At 65.4% G+C, this 14,959-nt stretch carries 15 protein-coding genes; 5 read left to right on the top strand and 10 right to left on the bottom strand.

What is annotated here, in order from left to right; all coding sequences use genetic code 11:
• Positions 1 to 58: 58 nt before the first annotated feature.
• The gene (locus ACTXG5_RS14180; RefSeq protein WP_445159423.1) at positions 59 to 1,210 is read left to right on the top strand and encodes an aromatic ring-hydroxylating oxygenase subunit alpha; all 1,152 of its coding nucleotides are present in this window, start codon (positions 59 to 61) and stop codon (positions 1,208 to 1,210) included.
• Here the strand turns inward: ACTXG5_RS14180 and ACTXG5_RS14175 are convergent.
• Positions 1,193 to 2,545 carry a lipocalin-like domain-containing protein gene (locus tag ACTXG5_RS14175; RefSeq protein WP_445159422.1) on the bottom strand — a complete coding sequence of 451 codons (1,353 nt, stop codon included), beginning with the start codon at positions 2,543 to 2,545 and terminating at the stop codon, positions 1,193 to 1,195. The two genes, ACTXG5_RS14180 and ACTXG5_RS14175, sit on opposite strands and share 18 nt — an antisense overlap.
• A 102-nt stretch (positions 2,546 to 2,647) precedes the next feature.
• On the opposite strand from ACTXG5_RS14175, the gene ACTXG5_RS14170 reads away from it, so the two are divergent.
• Positions 2,648 to 4,126, top strand: a complete 1,479-nt coding sequence (locus ACTXG5_RS14170; protein WP_445159421.1) for an aldehyde dehydrogenase — start codon at positions 2,648 to 2,650, stop codon at positions 4,124 to 4,126.
• On the opposite strand, the gene ACTXG5_RS14165 is transcribed toward ACTXG5_RS14170, so the two are convergent.
• The 6 genes from ACTXG5_RS14165 to ACTXG5_RS14140 form a co-directional block, all read right to left on the bottom strand.
• Entirely contained in the window at positions 4,121 to 4,651 is a 531-nt protein-coding gene (locus tag ACTXG5_RS14165) for a maleylpyruvate isomerase family mycothiol-dependent enzyme (protein WP_445159420.1), read from the bottom strand. The two genes, ACTXG5_RS14170 and ACTXG5_RS14165, sit on opposite strands and share 6 nt — an antisense overlap.
• Complete coding sequence (locus ACTXG5_RS14160; protein WP_445159419.1) at positions 4,644 to 5,087, bottom strand: MaoC family dehydratase; 444 nt, start codon at positions 5,085 to 5,087, stop codon at positions 4,644 to 4,646. Before ACTXG5_RS14160 ends, ACTXG5_RS14165 begins: the two co-directional genes overlap by 8 nt.
• A complete protein-coding gene (locus ACTXG5_RS14155; RefSeq protein WP_445164418.1) occupies positions 5,084 to 5,557 on the bottom strand; it encodes an FAS1-like dehydratase domain-containing protein in 474 nt (157 codons plus the stop codon). The genes ACTXG5_RS14160 and ACTXG5_RS14155 overlap by 4 nt, the downstream gene beginning before the upstream one ends.
• Before the next feature lie 70 nt (positions 5,558 to 5,627).
• Positions 5,628 to 6,053 carry a nuclear transport factor 2 family protein gene (locus tag ACTXG5_RS14150; protein ID WP_445159418.1) on the bottom strand — a complete coding sequence of 142 codons (426 nt, stop codon included), beginning with the start codon at positions 6,051 to 6,053 and terminating at the stop codon, positions 5,628 to 5,630.
• Between the two features lie 61 nt (positions 6,054 to 6,114).
• Entirely contained in the window at positions 6,115 to 7,701 is a 1,587-nt protein-coding gene (locus ACTXG5_RS14145; protein ID WP_445159417.1) for an AMP-binding protein, read from the bottom strand.
• A gap of 10 nt (positions 7,702 to 7,711) precedes the next feature.
• A complete protein-coding gene (locus ACTXG5_RS14140; RefSeq protein ID WP_445159416.1) occupies positions 7,712 to 8,821 on the bottom strand; it encodes a Rieske 2Fe-2S domain-containing protein in 1,110 nt (369 codons plus the stop codon).
• Positions 8,822 to 8,972: 151 nt separating this feature from the next.
• Here ACTXG5_RS14140 and ACTXG5_RS14135 point away from each other — a divergent pair, with 151 nt between their 5' ends.
• Positions 8,973 to 10,211, top strand: coding sequence for a cytochrome P450 (locus ACTXG5_RS14135; RefSeq protein ID WP_445159415.1), 1,239 nt, complete (start codon positions 8,973 to 8,975; stop codon positions 10,209 to 10,211).
• 1 nt (position 10,212) lies between these two features.
• Here the strand turns inward: ACTXG5_RS14135 and ACTXG5_RS14130 are convergent, their stop codons facing one another.
• The 3 genes from ACTXG5_RS14130 to ACTXG5_RS14120 are packed head-to-tail and all read right to left on the bottom strand — an operon-like array spanning position 10,213 to position 13,272.
• Positions 10,213 to 10,653 carry a nuclear transport factor 2 family protein gene (locus tag ACTXG5_RS14130; protein ID WP_445159414.1) on the bottom strand — a complete coding sequence of 147 codons (441 nt, stop codon included), beginning with the start codon at positions 10,651 to 10,653 and terminating at the stop codon, positions 10,213 to 10,215.
• A gap of 16 nt (positions 10,654 to 10,669) precedes the next feature.
• Positions 10,670 to 10,861: a ferredoxin gene (locus ACTXG5_RS14125; protein ID WP_445159413.1), complete on the bottom strand. Its 192-nt coding sequence runs from the start codon at positions 10,859 to 10,861 to the stop codon at positions 10,670 to 10,672.
• An 11-nt stretch (positions 10,862 to 10,872) separates the two neighbouring features.
• A complete protein-coding gene (locus ACTXG5_RS14120; RefSeq protein ID WP_445159412.1) occupies positions 10,873 to 13,272 on the bottom strand; it encodes a CoA transferase in 2,400 nt (799 codons plus the stop codon).
• A 124-nt stretch (positions 13,273 to 13,396) separates the two neighbouring features.
• Here ACTXG5_RS14120 and ACTXG5_RS14115 point away from each other — a divergent pair, with 124 nt between their 5' ends.
• Positions 13,397 to 14,218: a FadR/GntR family transcriptional regulator gene (locus ACTXG5_RS14115; RefSeq protein WP_445159411.1), complete on the top strand. Its 822-nt coding sequence runs from the start codon at positions 13,397 to 13,399 to the stop codon at positions 14,216 to 14,218.
• Between the two features lie 15 nt (positions 14,219 to 14,233).
• A complete protein-coding gene (locus ACTXG5_RS14110) occupies positions 14,234 to 14,956 on the top strand; it encodes an SDR family oxidoreductase (RefSeq protein ID WP_445159410.1) in 723 nt (240 codons plus the stop codon).
• Positions 14,957 to 14,959 lie beyond the last annotated feature (3 nt).

The raw sequence follows: 14,959 nt of genomic DNA, 5'->3' as shown, positions 1-14,959 counted from the left end.
TTTATAAAGTTAGCGTCAGAGGGGCACAGAGACGGCGCTCAACTGCAGGGGGTTTCCGATGGACCATGACCAGCTCATCGACCTGACCCGGCGGGCTTTGAAGTTGGCACGCGACAAGACGACCGACCTCGCTCCCCGGCAACACACGGTCGACGCGCGCGACTACACCTCGCTGGAGCGACACCACAGCGACAGGGCGTTGCTGCTGGCCAGCCCGCAACTGGTCGGCTACGTCTCGGAGCTGCCCGATCCCGGCGCCTACTGCACCAAGACAGTGCTGGGGCGATCGATCCTGCTGACCAGAACGTCGGACGGGTCCGTCCGGGCATTCGACAATGTGTGTCTACATCGGCAGTCGCAGGTGGTGACGGGGTGCGGCACCGCGAAGCGGTTCACCTGTCCGTACCACGCCTGGACCTACGACAACACCGGCAAGCTGGTCGGCCTGCCGGGCCGCGAGGGCTTCCCGGACACGACCGTCAAGTCCGACTCGTTGACCGAACTCCCGGCCGCCGAATTCGCCGGCTTCCTCTGGGTCGCGCTGGATCCAGGCGCCACCCTGGACGTCGCCGCACACTTAGGACCGCTGGCCGACGAGCTCGACTCGTGGGGCATCGGTCGGTGGGCTCCGCTGGGCGAAAAGGTGCTCGACGTCCCGATCAACTGGAAGCTGGCCGTCGACACCTTCGCCGAGAACTACCATTTCGCCACCGTGCACCGGCAGACCTTCGCCACCATCGCCCGCAGCAACTGCACGGTGTTCGATTCGTACGGGCCCCATCATCGATTGATCTTCCCGCTCAACGCGATCCTCGACCTGGACAATGTTCCCGAGGAGCAGTGGGACCCGTTCCACAACATGGTGGTGATCTACGCGCTGTTCCCCAACATCGTGCTGTCGGTGACGATCGCCAACGGCGAGCTGTTCCGGATCTACCCGGGCGACGAACCCGGCAGGTCGATCACCGTGCACCAGAACTCGACACCGCTGGACCTGTCCGAGGAATCTATGGCGGCCGGCGCGCAAGCCGTGTTCGAGTACGCGCACGCCACGGTGCGCGACGAAGACTACCGGCTGGTCGAGGGTCTACAGGCCAACCTCGCGTCGGGCGCTCGCGACCACCTGGTGTTCGGCCGCAACGAGCCGGGGCTGCAGCATCGCCACATCGCATGGGCCGAGGCGCTCGCCGCGTCAGCTGCCGGCGGCTGACGCGGCTTCGGACAGTACGGCGATCAGATCGTCGAGAAGGGTTGCGAGCGCGGCATTTTGCACGGGAAGCGTTCGGCTCAGCAGCTCAACCGCTGCGCCGCGGCGGCCGGCGGCCACCAACGGCACCAGCTGATCGACCACCGACTGCAAGTCGGGTTCGACGTCGGCAACAGTGGTGGCCAGCACCTCGACCAGTTCCCAGTCCCGATACAGCGCCAGCGAGCGCTCGTTGAATGCGAAGCCGCTCACCGGTTTGCCCCACAGTGTTCCTTCGTAGCGGTAGGGGCCTTCCATGTATTCGATCGGCAGGCCGTGCGCCGGGGCCGGTACCAACGGTTCTCCCACCAGGTCCATTCCCAGTGTGGCGCAAGTGATCCGGTGACGGTCGGCCAGATACCGGGCCGGGGCGGGCGGGCGCACCAGGGGGCGCACCGTGTTGGGCCATTTCACGTAGCTGCTGATGGTGACCTCTACGTCTTCGGCGCATTCCGGCGGGATGGCGGCGTCGGGATGACTCGTCGTCACACCGGTAAACGGTTGCAGTGCATTACCGTTGGTGCGGTCGAACTGCCGCCAGATGCTCAGGTCGACACCATTGTCGAAATTGATCGTGCGCCATTCGTGCGACCTGGCTCGCGGGTCTCCCCCGCTTCCGCCCCCGCCGGCGTATTTCGGGAACCACTGCCGGTCCACATGCCCAGCGTCACCGCTGACCTGCTCGACCACCTCACCCCACCGCAGGGTTCCTCTCATCGCCATGCCGGTCTGGAAGTAGGAGTAGGTGTCGCTTTGGCCGAAGCACTCGATCTTGCCGTTGTAGGTCGAGGCCCCCACCGGTGTCGGCGCGCGCGTTGGGGTTACGACCAAGTCCAACCGCATGGACCGCCCCTGATGGTCCTGACCCACCAGGCTGACTCGATAGGTATAGGGGAGTAACTGGTCGTCGCTATCCCGGCACGCACTCCACGACGCGGTGCCCGCGCTGCTCTGATAGCTGATGTCGAGATGGCCTGCGGCCATGGCCAACTTGCGCTGGGCGCCGGGCTCCATGTTGGCGGGCGGCATGTCGTAGTCGGTGTAGGTGCCGTAATCACCGGTGTCGAGGTCGAACAGTGCCATCGTGTAGAAGTCGGCGACGATCGTTCCCCCGGGTTTGTTCTTGTTGAAGATCGTCAAGAAGGCAAACGACCGGCCGCTCTCGCCCGCCTGCAGTTGGCCGGCGATGAACCACGTGTCGGATTCCTGGTCGGGATGTTCGCCCTCGGCGGCGGGAAAATCCAGCTGGCTATCGCCGGGCACCAACTGATACGGGTAACTGCGCCAATCGCTATTCATGTCGGCTTCCTTGCCACGGCGCTATCGCGCTTTTTTGCTATGTTAGCGTCAATAGCGAAGTTACGGTCACGGCCTCACCCCTCGCCCCAAGGAAGTGCCCCGATGACAGAACATTCCGACCATCGGACCTATGCGGAACTCTTCATCGGAGGGCAGTGGCGCAAGCCCGCCAATCCGCAGCAGCTCGCCGTGATCTCGCCGCACACCGAGGAACCCATCGGCCACGTCCAGGTGGCCGGGCCCGAGGATGTCGATGCCGCGGTCGCCGCCGCGCGGGAGGCTTTCGACCATGGCCCGTGGCCACGGATGACCCACGCGGAGCGGATGGCCAAGGTTGAAGAACTCGCGGCGATCTATGGCGGCCACGTCGACGAGATGGCCGATCTGATCACCGACGAGATGGGGTCCCCGCGCAGCTTCAGCCGGATGGGCCAAGGGGCGGCCGCGGCGGCATTGATACACCTCACGCTGGCCGCCGCCCGCGACTTCCCCTGGGTGGAACGCCGCCAAGGCGTACTCGGCGAAGTGCATCTACACAGGGCACCGGTCGGGGTGGTCGCAGCGATTGTGCCGTGGAACGTGCCGCAATTCTTGATCATGCCCAAGCTGATTCCGGCCCTGATCGCCGGCTGCACGGTCATTATCAAACCCGCACCCGAAACGCCTTTGGACGCTTTGTGGTTGGCCGAAATGATCGAGCAGATCGGCCTGCCCGATGGCGTGGTGTCCGTGCTGCCCGGCGGCACCGACGTCGGCGAGGCGCTGGTACGTCACCCCGGCGTGGACAAGATCTCTTTCACCGGCTCCAGTGCCGTCGGACGCCGAATCGCCACGCTCTGCGGAGAGCAACTCAAACGAGTGAGCCTGGAACTCGGCGGCAAGTCAGCGGCGATCATCCTCGACGACGCCGACATCGCCAAGACCGTGGCCGGGCTGAAGTCGGCCAGTCTGATGAACAACGGCCAGGCCTGCGTCGCGCAGACCCGCCTGCTGGTCAGCGAACGACGGCATGACGAGTTCGTCGACGCGCTAGCCGGGATGATGTCGAATCTCAACGTCGGGGATCCGGCCGACGAAGCGACCGACATCGGACCTCTTTTCGCCCAACGGCATCAGCGTCAGGTTCAGGAGTACATTCAGTCCGGCCAGAGCGAGGGCGCGCGCATCGTGCTCGGTGGCCTGAATACCGCACAAGACAGTCCGGCCGAGCGCGGCTGGTACGTGCGGCCAACACTTTTCGTCGACGCCACCAACGACATGCGCATTGCCCGCGAGGAGATTTTCGGCCCGGTGTTGACCGTGCTGCGTTACCGCGACGAAGCCGACGCGGTCCGCATCGCCAACGAAAGCAACTATGGTCTGGCCGGTTCGGTGTGGACCGCCGACATCGCCCACGGCCTAGAGGTCGCCGCCAGCGTGCGCGCCGGCACCTACGGCATCAACATGTACACGCTCGACATCGGCAGTCCGTTCGGCGGTTTCAAGCACTCGGGCATCGGCCGCGAGTTCGGACCGGAAGGCCTCGACGAATACGTCGAGCTGCAGACGGTGATCGCCAGGGGTCAGATGCCGCCCCTATGAAATTGCGGGTCGCCACGAGGGATCGCGGCCCAACCGTGCGAGAAGCCTTGCTTGCGCGTCGATCTCGTCGTTCACCACGATCGGGGCACTGAACATTCCCGATGCGGCCAACAACTGGGGGTCCGTCGGCAAGCCGGCGTAAAACAGTTCACACCAACCAGGATCCAGCCGGTCGCCGGCCCCCACCGCGCGGGCGAGGTCCCAGGTATGCACTAAGACATCGCGCGTCAGATTCGGCATCAGTTGATAGGCATCCAGCTGCGCCGCTCTGCCGGATTCAATAGCCGCTGTCAGCGAGTCGTAAGTCAATCGCCACCGCACTTGCGGATCGTCTCGTGGCCGGTCGGGCTTTAATCCCAAGGGGAGCAACAGAAGTACGTCATGAAACCCGATGACATGCTCGAGCACTCCGCGGGCGTCCCACCCATCGCACGGCGAACGACGATTCCATTTGCCATCCGCCGAGGCAACCGCCTCGCCGAACCGCCGACACACCGCCAGATGCCGTTCGCCGCCGTCATCCACCGGGCAACTGCAGGGTGAGCTCGACCGGGCAGCACAGCACGCCATGCTGGTTGGTCACTTCGATCGTGATGTCGACCAGGTGCCGCGGTGGGTCTACCGAGGTGTCGCACCGCTTGGCTACCGCGCGGCCCCGGCCGATCATCGTGTCGCCGGCATAGATCGAACCGGCCAGCCGCAGCGAGCGGCGCACCACCCGGCTGCTGGGTCCGGCCCAATCGGTTGCGACCCGGTCGGCGAAGCCGGCGAGATGCATCGTGTTCAGGTAAATCGTTGGGTTTCCCTGACTTTGGGCGTATACGGGATCGAAGTGGCCGGGAAAATAGTCCCATGTCGCCCCGGCGTTCTCCACCACGCGCTGGTAGCTGATCTCGTCGACCACTTCCGGTAGCTCGACGGGTACGGTGATCTCGTTCCAGTCCAGATCGGCACCGGTCACGCCGACGCCCCCGGGGTGAAGCGGAATAAGGTATTGCGCGATCGGGCAACGACGGCGCCGTCCTGACGGCGATAGGTCTCCAGCGTCTCGACGAAATGGCCGACACCCAGCCGGGTCCGCTTCTCCGGTGACACCGACACCAATTCCTCGACAGCGGTCAGCACATCACCCTCGACGATGGGCTCCAAGAACTCAACGTCATTGGCGGCGTTGATGAATGTGGTGCCCGGCAACGGGACTCGCAGTACAAGCGACGCCGCCGGCCGCCGCCCGCCGGGCTCCCACGGCGGGGGGATCAGCCACCCCATCAACAGCGCGGGCGGGGCCAGCAGGCCTCCCCATCGCTGCCGCGCGAATTCCGCGTCCCAGTACGAACGATTGCCGTCCTGAATCATTGAGGCAAACAGTTGAATGCGCGCACCGCTGATCGGCGTCGTCGCGGTCCGTGGTTCGCTCGCCGCGCCGACCATCCGCAACGCGTCTTCGTAAGTGCCGAAGGCTAATTGATAGCTGAGGTCGGAGTCCACGTATCGGTGCCGCCTACATGACAAGCGGGTGCCGGCTGGGCACCAGATCCCAGGAGAGATTGCGGGACGTGAAGTACCAGCCACCGCGCTCGTAGATCAGCTCATCCCGGAAGGTCCCGGTGGCCCGCAGGGTGGTGTCGCCGAAGGCAGCGGAGAAAAGCACTGCGACACAACGCTGGACCGCGTTGACGCCCTCGATCGCGATCTCGTGATCGAGGGTCACCACGCGTTGGCTATCGCCGCCGTCGAAGGCCAAACGCAGATCCGCGAACAGTTCACCGTCACGGACGAAGCTGGCACCGGAATGACGAAAGGTAGCGATCCACCGGTCGCGGTCGCCATCGGAGTAGGCGCGATTATGCCGGGCGTTCAGGTTCAAGATCGCATCGCGGCCCGTTGCCGCTTGGAGGAACTGTTCTTGCTGGTAGGTCATCGTCATCTCTACTATCCAGCCTCTCCCCGAAGGAAAAAATAAACGATCTACGTAACATCAACTTTACTTACCGGATCACAATATATCCGTATTCTTCTCGATCCCAGACCCCCGACGTTAAACCTCTGGCCCGCAATAAATCTTTACGCACCCGTCCGATAACGTTCTTCGGGAGTTCATTGACCTTCTCGACGTATCGGGGGACGCAGAAGTACGGCATGCGGGCGGTGCAGAAGTCCAGCAACTCGGCGCAATCCAGCGTGGCGTCCGCGCGCAATGTCACGACCAGCAAGATGTCGTCCTCGCCCAATGCACTGGGCACCCCGATCGCTGCTGCTTCGGCCACCGCGGGATGTCGCATGACAATGCGTTCCACTTCGACCGAGGAGACGTTCTCGCCGCGCCTGCGCAGTGAATCCTTGATCCGATCCAGATACGTCAGGTTCTCCTCGGCGTCGAGTCGGCCGAGATCACCGGTGCGGAACCATTCCGGGTGCGGGTCCACCTGCGCGCCCTGACCTACATAGCCCTCGCTCATCACGTGCGGATGCCTGGGCCGGCATGCGATCTCTCCGACGGTGCCGACGGGCAACGGATTGCCGTCGTCGTCGAGGATGCGCACGTCGAAATTCGGGTTCGGCCGGCCCGACGTTCCGGGAACCCCGTCGTCGGCCACGCCCTTGACCGCGATCGGGAAGGCCTCGGTCATCCCGTACATCGTGACAATGCGGCAACCGTAACGCTTTTCGATGTCGTGGTAGGAACTCGCGTCGATCGGCGCTGCGGAGATGAACCGCAGCGGCAGCGTAGCGTCGCGCGGATCGGCGGGCAGGTTCTGCAGCATCGAGACCATCGCGCCGGCTCCGGCAAAGCCGACGGCGCCATGGCCTCGGATGTCATCCCACACCCGGCCGGGATGGAAAGCCTGCGCCAGCACGGTCGTTCCGCCGACCAGCATCGGGGCCAGCACGCTCGGCGCCGCGCTGAGGTGGAACAACGGCATCGCCGTCCATAGCGACTCCCCCGACTGAAGTTCCCAGGCCGACGCGACGGTCGCGGCAACCGAGAACAGGTAATTCCAGGTTGTGGCAACAGCTTTCGACGGGCCGGTGGTGCCCGACGTGTAGAACAGCGCCCCGACCTCGTCGGCCTCGGCGGGGTCGTCGGTACCGGTGCGGGCAGTTCGGTGGACAAGTGCGGCGCTAAGCGAATCATCTTGCACCACAACGTCGGTCACCGTGTCCAACCGGTCGGCAATCTCGTCGACGCGGGCACGGCGCTCGGCGTCGGTGAGAATCACCTTGGCCCGCGACAGCCGCAGGGTGTGCAGCAGGAAGTCCCCTTTGTTGGCGGCGTTGACCGCAGCGCTCACCGCGCCGATGCGGGCGGCACCCAGCCAGAAGTAAACCCATTCCGGGCAGGTGGCGGTGAACAAGGCCACGCCATCACCGCGCCCCACACCCAATTCGGCCAGCATGTCCGCCGCCGCGCAGGAGCGCTGCCGCATCTGCTCGAACGTCACGTCGGTACCGGCGATCGACATCATCACCCGATCGGGGTACTCCTGGGCCCGGCGATCCAGCACGGCCGGGACGGTGAACCGATCGACGCCGAAATCGGAGGGTCCGAGAGGCTTACTCCGAACCGAATTCATCAGACGCCGCTTAGGCTTTCGCGGCCGCCGGGTCGGGCTCGCCATCGGCGGTGTACCCGAAGTCGATAGGCGTGGGCTCCGTGCCCGGATAAAAGCGGTGCGCCCAGCGTCGCAGGGCCGCGTAGTCGTGTGCCTCTTCGGGAGCCAGGTTCGGCTTCTCCAGGTACTTCATGTTCTCCCAAGTGAAGAAGTCCTGTTTGATGACCTGTTGCTGAAGCTCCAGGAACTTGGCCGCGCGCCCGGTGGGCACGTCGCCGCTGTCGCCCGGTTCGCGGATTGACGCCTGGGTATAGAAGTAGTCGGTGTAGTCCTCGTCGACCGGCGTTTGCCCGGTGACCTCGATGGTGGCTACCAGGTCACTCGGGAACCGGACGAGCCCCAGTCCGAGCGAGTAGTTGTCGTAGATGATCTTGGCGTCGACCGGCCCGTTGGGGGTCAGCCAGGTTTTCGCCCGGCCCCCACCGAAATGCGCGTTGACGGTGGCGTGCAGGTGATACCCCGCCACCTCGAACGAGGCGGTATTGGCAGGGTTGGCGGCCTTGTGCACGTATTGGACGTGGTAGGGGTCGGCCGCGTTCTCGATGATCATCTGCGCGTGCACTTTGACCCGGTTGAGCATCCGACTGTGCGGATGCAGCGGGTAGTACTCCCCGGTTTCCAGCTCGGGCAGCGCCGGCGGCTGCCAGTACGGCGCGCGTCCGTGGCGTTCGTGCCAGACCAGGATGAAGCCGTACCACTCCATGGTCGGGTAGGTGCGGATGTGGACGTTGTTCTTGCAGCCGATCTTGCTGTAGGGGATCAGCGCGTTGCTGCCATCACCGCGCCACTGCCAGCCGTGCCAGGGGCAGACGATGTTCTCGTCCTCGACCGTGCCGCCGACACCCATGTTGGCGCCGAGGTGCTGGCAGTACGCATCCAGCACGCTGACCTTGCCGGACGCGGTGCGGAACAGCACCATCTCCTCACCGAAGTAGTGCAGACGCTTGACGGCGCCGGGCGCCACGTCGCTGGCGAAGGCGACGATGAACCACCCTGTCGGGAACCGATAGGTGGACAGCGCGATGCCAGACTGTCCGAACTCACGTTCCGACGGATCGGAATCTGAAATCGTATTCGTCACGAGAACTCCGTTTCCCACGCGCCGGGCGCAATCGGGCCGCTCTTACCTCACCGCGTTTCGACGACTAATGTCTATTTTTACTATTTTAAGCATAGAACGTCAACGCGGCGCCGGCCGGTGTCGCGTGGTGCCTGAGCAAGCGGGGTTGCCCATGACTGCTGCCGCGGTGGACCTTTCCGATTTCGCCTTGTGGCGTAACGGTTTTCCGGACGAGTTATTCGCCGAATTGCGGCGTGCCAGGCCGCTTTTCCGGCACGACCTGACACCCGGGGTCGCCAAGACCGTGCAGCGTGATTTCTGGGTGACCACCAAACACCGGCACGCGGTGCGCCTGCATCGCGACGCCGAGTCGTTCACCGCGGTCGACGGCCCGCTCATTCAGCCGGTCGCCATGTTCTCGTCGTCCCCAACGATCATCACGTTGGACCCGCCGGAGCTGAACAAGCGCCGCAAACTGATCTCCAACGCGTTCAATCCGCGCGCGATCGCCAAGCTGGAGGACGGCATCCGGGCGCGTGCGGCGCGGATGATCGACGCCCTGCTCGCCGCGGGCGGCGGGGATTGGATCGAGGACGTCGCCGACGCGTTGCCGATGACGGTGATCGGCGACATCATCGGCATCCCGGACGAGGACCGACCACGAATATTCGACATCTTCGACCGCATCCTGAAGGCGCTTGCGCCAGAAGCGCGCCCGAGCGGGCAGGTAGAACTTGACCTCTTTGCCTCGGTCTTCGGGTACGCGATGGAGCTCACCGCCGAAAAGCGGCGCGACCCGACCGATGACATCTGGAGCACCCTGGCATCCGCGGTGATCACCGGTGACGACGGCGACCAGTTCAGCCTGCCCGAAAACGAACTCGAGTTCTTTTTCTTCGTGTTGGCGTTCGCCGGCAGTGACACCACGAAGAATGCACTGGCCGTCGGGCTGCAGGCGTTCGTCGCCGATCCCGAGCAGATCGAGCGGTATCGCGAAGACGAAGCTCTGCGGCCCAGTGCCGTCGAGGAGGTGCTGCGCTGGGCGTCGCCGGTGGCGTACTGGACGCGCACCGCGAAGGTCGACGTGGAGATGGACGGCCAGCACATCCCCGCGGGCGACCGGGTGGTGTCGATGCTGCGGTCGGCCAACCGCGACGAGGAAGTCTTTTCCTCGCCGTTCACCTTCGACATCGGTCGGCAGCCCAACCCGCACGTCGCTTTCGGTGGCGGCGGGCCACACCACTGCCTGGGCGCGATGCTGGCACGCGCCGAATTGCGGGCGGTGCTCGACGAGCTGCTGCTGCGCTGCGACCGCATCGAAATCGGACCCGCCAAGGTGTCGTATCCGAACCTGACCACGAACATGTCGATCTATGACGAGATGGCGATCTCACTGACCGAGCGGCGCTGAGTCAATACGGGGCAGGCCCCTCGCCGAACGCGGCGAACACCGCCAAGGGATCCAGGTAGTCGCGCCAGCGCACGATCTTTCGGCCCTCGATCGAGATGACCGAGACGAATCGGTTGACGTAGGGCGCACCCGTACTCACCACCGTGCCGTGCATCGTGTACTCGAGAATCACCGACGACTTCTCGGGGTCGTAGTAGCGGTGCACGTCGCTGCTGCCGGTCTGGACAATCGAATTCCCGTAATCGGCATACAGTTCGGCCAGCGCTTCTCGCCCGACGATTCTTCTCGGGTAAGTCGGGACGGTGATGATGAATTCAACCACCACATCCTCGGCGTGGATGTCGAAAAAATCGGCCCCATCGACCAATCCGTTGAGACCCTGGGTGACGACCTCGAAGTAGGGCCGCATCGCGGCGTACTTCGCCATGTCTCGCGATGACATGGATGCCTCGGATTCCTTAGTCCTGCAACCGCAGTGCGGCCTTCGGGCACTGGTCCACCGCGGCGCGAACGTCGATTTCCAGCCGCGGCGGCACCGGACCGTCGGCGATCTGCACCACGTCCTCGTCGCCCAGTTCGAACACGTCCGGGGCAAGCGACTCGCAAAAGCCGTTGGCCTCACACGAATTCTCGTCGACGGTCACGCGCATCAGATGCCTCCTCATAGGCCTTTGGGGCGGGTTCCGATCACCCCGCCGGCGGCGAGGTTCGCCAATTCTTCGTCGGTCAGCCCGCACCGATCGCGCAGTACCTCTCCATTGTGCTCGCCCAGCAGTGGCGGCGGGCGCAACAGCCACCGATCCTGGCCACGCAGCGAGGCGAACGGCGGGCAGGGATACAGCGCTGACCCGATGCTCGAGTGCTCCAGCGTCTCGAAGAAGCCCCGGTCGAGCAGTTGGAGATTCTCGGTCACCAACGACGGCGAGACAACGGGGGCGGCGGGAACACCCGCGTCGGCCAGCCGCTGGACCGTCGACTCCAGCGGCTGCTCGGCGAACCACTCCTGCAGCCGGCGATCGATGTCGTCGGCTCGCTCCCGCCGGCCGGCGACCGTGGCCAGACCCTCGTCACACCAGGCTGGCCGACCCATCAGGTCGACCAGCGCGGACCACTGCTGGTCGTCGCGCACGGTGACCGCGATCCAATCGTCTTGGACCGGGGCGCCGGCACACCGGTAGAGGTTCTGGATCACCCCGCCGAAGCCGCGATTGCCGCGGCGACTCAACGTCTTTCCGAAGACCTCGGATTCGATCGCCTGTATCGCGGTGGCATTCAACACCGTTTCCAGCATCGGCAGCTCGAGCAGCTGACCCGTCCCGGCCCGTTCGGCAAAGTTCAGCGCCGCCAGCACGGCGAAGGCGGCGTGCACCCCGGCCAGCGGATCGCAGGCTCCGCGCGGCGTCACCGGCGGCGCATCCGGTAGTCCAGTCACCCAGGCCAGTCCGGCGAGCTGCTCCATGGTGGGGGCGAATCCGACGCGTTCGCGCCACGGGCCGTCCAGCCCGAACGCGGGCATGCGGGCGACGACGAGTTTGGGGTTGACCTCGAGCAGCGCGTCGGCGGTCAGCCCGAACTGGTCCATCACCCGCGGTGAGAAGTTCTCGATCACGACATCGGCGCCGGCTGCCAACTGCTTGAACAGCCGGCGGCCCTCGTCGGAGCCCAAATCCAGTGTGACCGAACGCTTGTTGGTGTTCATCGCGTGGAATACCCAGCCGTACTCCCACCAGTCGTCCACGTCTTTGCGCATTCCGCCGGAATAGCGAATGCCGTCGGGTCGCTGTATCGACTCCACCTTGATCACCTCAGCGCCGAACGCCGCCAGTAGGTGGGTCGCCGCGGGCCCGGCCCAGAAGGCGGTCAGGTCGACGATCCGAACGCCTTCCAGTGGCCGCGCCCCGGGTGCCCGGTCGCGTTCGGGTTCGCTTTTGCGCCAGGGTGACTCGTCGTTGTCGGCGCCTGGGGCCGCGGTATCGCGCACCGGCGCGGGCGCGCACGCCGACATTAGCCACGGCGGGCGCGGCTGGCGAAAGCCGGCGGGGTTGTCCACGAATACCCCGCGCTCGGTGGCGTATTCCACCTCGCGGATCGTGGCGCCGTTGCCCAGCGCCGCGATCGGCAGCCGGAACAGTTGCCCGAGCTCGACGATTTCCGCGACAGTCCGTTCGGCGAGCCACGGTCCGATCTGCTCGCGGATCAGGTCGCGGTAGCCCCAGCGGCCGATCTGAAAACGCAGCTGCTCAATCTCTTCCAGCTGCGGGCAGTCGACCATCGCCAAGAAGTCGAGCCATTGCTGACCGGTGACCATCGTGATCCCGACGTAGCCGTCCTTGGCCGGCTCAATCGAGGGGACTTCGGTGGTGCGGCTGACCGGCGGCACCCGCAGCAACTGCGAATGCAGCCATTCGCTGCTCTGCATCAAGGTGATCGCCTCGAGCATGGACAGGTCGAGATGCTCGCCGGGACCGCCATGCTCGACCCGGCGGCGCACGGCCAGCGCACCGAACGCGGCGAACACACCGCCCATGTACTCGCCCAGGTCGCCACCGATCGCGATCGGGGGCCCGGCCGGATCGCCGCGGAAACCGGGCGAGCCCGCCCAGGCCTGCAAGGTGAACTCGCTGGCCGCGCGGTCGGCATACGGTCCGGTCCAGCCGAAGTCGGAGATCGTGACCACGACCGCCTGGGGCGAGTCGGCCAGCAGCTGCCGCGGATCGATGCCCAGCGTGGCGGCGCGCGACGGGCCGGCGGTGACGATGATCACGTCGGCGGTGGCCAACTCGGCGCGCCACCGCTCGGAATCGGGCGCGAAGGTCATGCTTTGTTTGCCGGCGTTGAGGTAGCTGTAAAACGGGGACGCCCGGTCAGCGGCCACCGGCGAACAGGTGGCGGAGTACCGCCGCAGCCAATCCCCTTGTGGTGGTTCGATTTTGCGCACCTGCGCCCCGGCGTCGACCAGCAACTTGCCGCAGTAGCTGCCAGCTATCCGGTCGCTGATCTCCACGACCCGTAGCTCACGCAGCGGTGTCGGACGGTCATCAGACCCCTGGCTCAATTGCATCCGCCCTTCCGATCGACACGCGATCAGAGATGCTATTTATATCATTACTGCTAAAATAGCTAAGCCAGCTGAGTGCGCGCACCAGTTGCCGCGCTGCTCTTCCCGCTGCTCCTGCGAGGATTGGATGACTGCCCTGGGAATTGGCCCCGATGCCCGTCGCCGGTTGTCGGCGCCGAGGATCGCCGAAATCGTAGCCGACGAATTGCGCCGCCAGATCATCGACGGCGTCCTTGCCGACGGCGATCTCCTGCCGCGCCAGGAAGTGCTGGTCGAACAGTTCAACGTCAGCCTGGTCTCGCTGCGCGAAGCGTTGCGCATCCTGGAAACCGAGGGTCTGGTCTCGGTGCGGCGGGGCAACCGTGGCGGCGCCGTGGTGCATGCACCGGCGAAGACCAGCGCGGCCTACATGCTGGGCCTGTTGTTGCAGAGCGAATCCGTTGAGATCGCCGACCTGGGCATGGCGTTGCAGGAGCTCGAGCCCGCCTGCGCCGCTCTGGCCGCGCAGCGGCCGGACCGCGCGGACACCCTGGTGCCAGAACTCAAGCAGGTCAACGATTCGATGGCCGAGCATCTCGACGACGGTCGGCTGTTCACCGAAATCGGCCGCGAGTTCCACGATCTCATCGTCCAGGGTTGCGGCAATCACACCATCATCGCGGTCGTCGGCAGCCTCGAGACGCTGTGGGGCAGCCACGAACGCCAATGGGCCGACGAGAGCGCGGCGCGTGGCACCTATCCGTCGCTGACCCAGCGACGCGCGGTGCTCAGTACGCATATCAAGCTGAGCGAGATGATCGCGGAGGGCGACGTCGACCGGGCTCGGCGCATCGCGGGCCGTCACCTCGCCGATACACAGACCTACGTGCTGTCCGGTCGGCCGCACCAACGGATTTATGCGCTTTCGCCGCAGGCGTTGTCACGCCCGCGGGATCTCCGGCACTCCTGAGGAGCCTCCACGCCCATGCGAACCGCGTTGGTCACCGGCGGCAGCGGTGGGATCGGCAAAGGATGCGCCCGCAAGCTGGCCGAGCTGGGTTATGACGTGGTGCTGGCCGCACGACGCGAGGAGCCATTACGCGCGGCCGCCGAGGAGATGGGTGCCCGTTACCTCGTCGCCGACGCCTCCGACCCGGACGGGTTCGATTCTGCAATAAGCACATTGGAGACGATCGACCTCGTCGTTCACGCCGCGGGCGCGCTGGGCGGAACCTATGCGCGCAAGCAGACATTCGAGCAGTGGCGGGCGATCATCTCGGCCAACCTGGATTCGTGCTTCGTGGTGACCGCCGCCGTGCTGCCACGCATGCGCGCCGGCTCCCGGCTGGTGTTCATCTCGTCGTCGGCGGCCCACGAGCCGATGCCGGCCCGTACCGCGTATTCCGCGTCCAAGGCCGGGATGAACGCGTTCGCCCGGGCGCTGGCGCTCGAAGTCGACCGGGACGGCATCGCCGTGCACATCGTGACGCCGGGCCCGGTGGAAACCGAGATGCTGCAGGACGTTCCCTTCGAGATGTACGCGATCCAGGTATCCGACGTCGCCGAGGCGGTCGCCTGGCTGGACACCGTCGACCCCTCGGTCGACCTGCCGGAGATCCGGCTGTCGGCGGTGCAGCGGGGTCCGTTCGCCCGGCCGCCGATTGTGCCCACGGAAGCTCGGCGGCGCCGGGCCGCGCCGCCAAGTTGAGGG

The sequence above is a fragment of the Mycobacterium sp. Dal123C01 genome (assembly GCF_052566995.1).
Note: the sequence above shows the minus strand (reverse complement) of the source record. Positions and strands in the feature narration are given on the sequence as shown.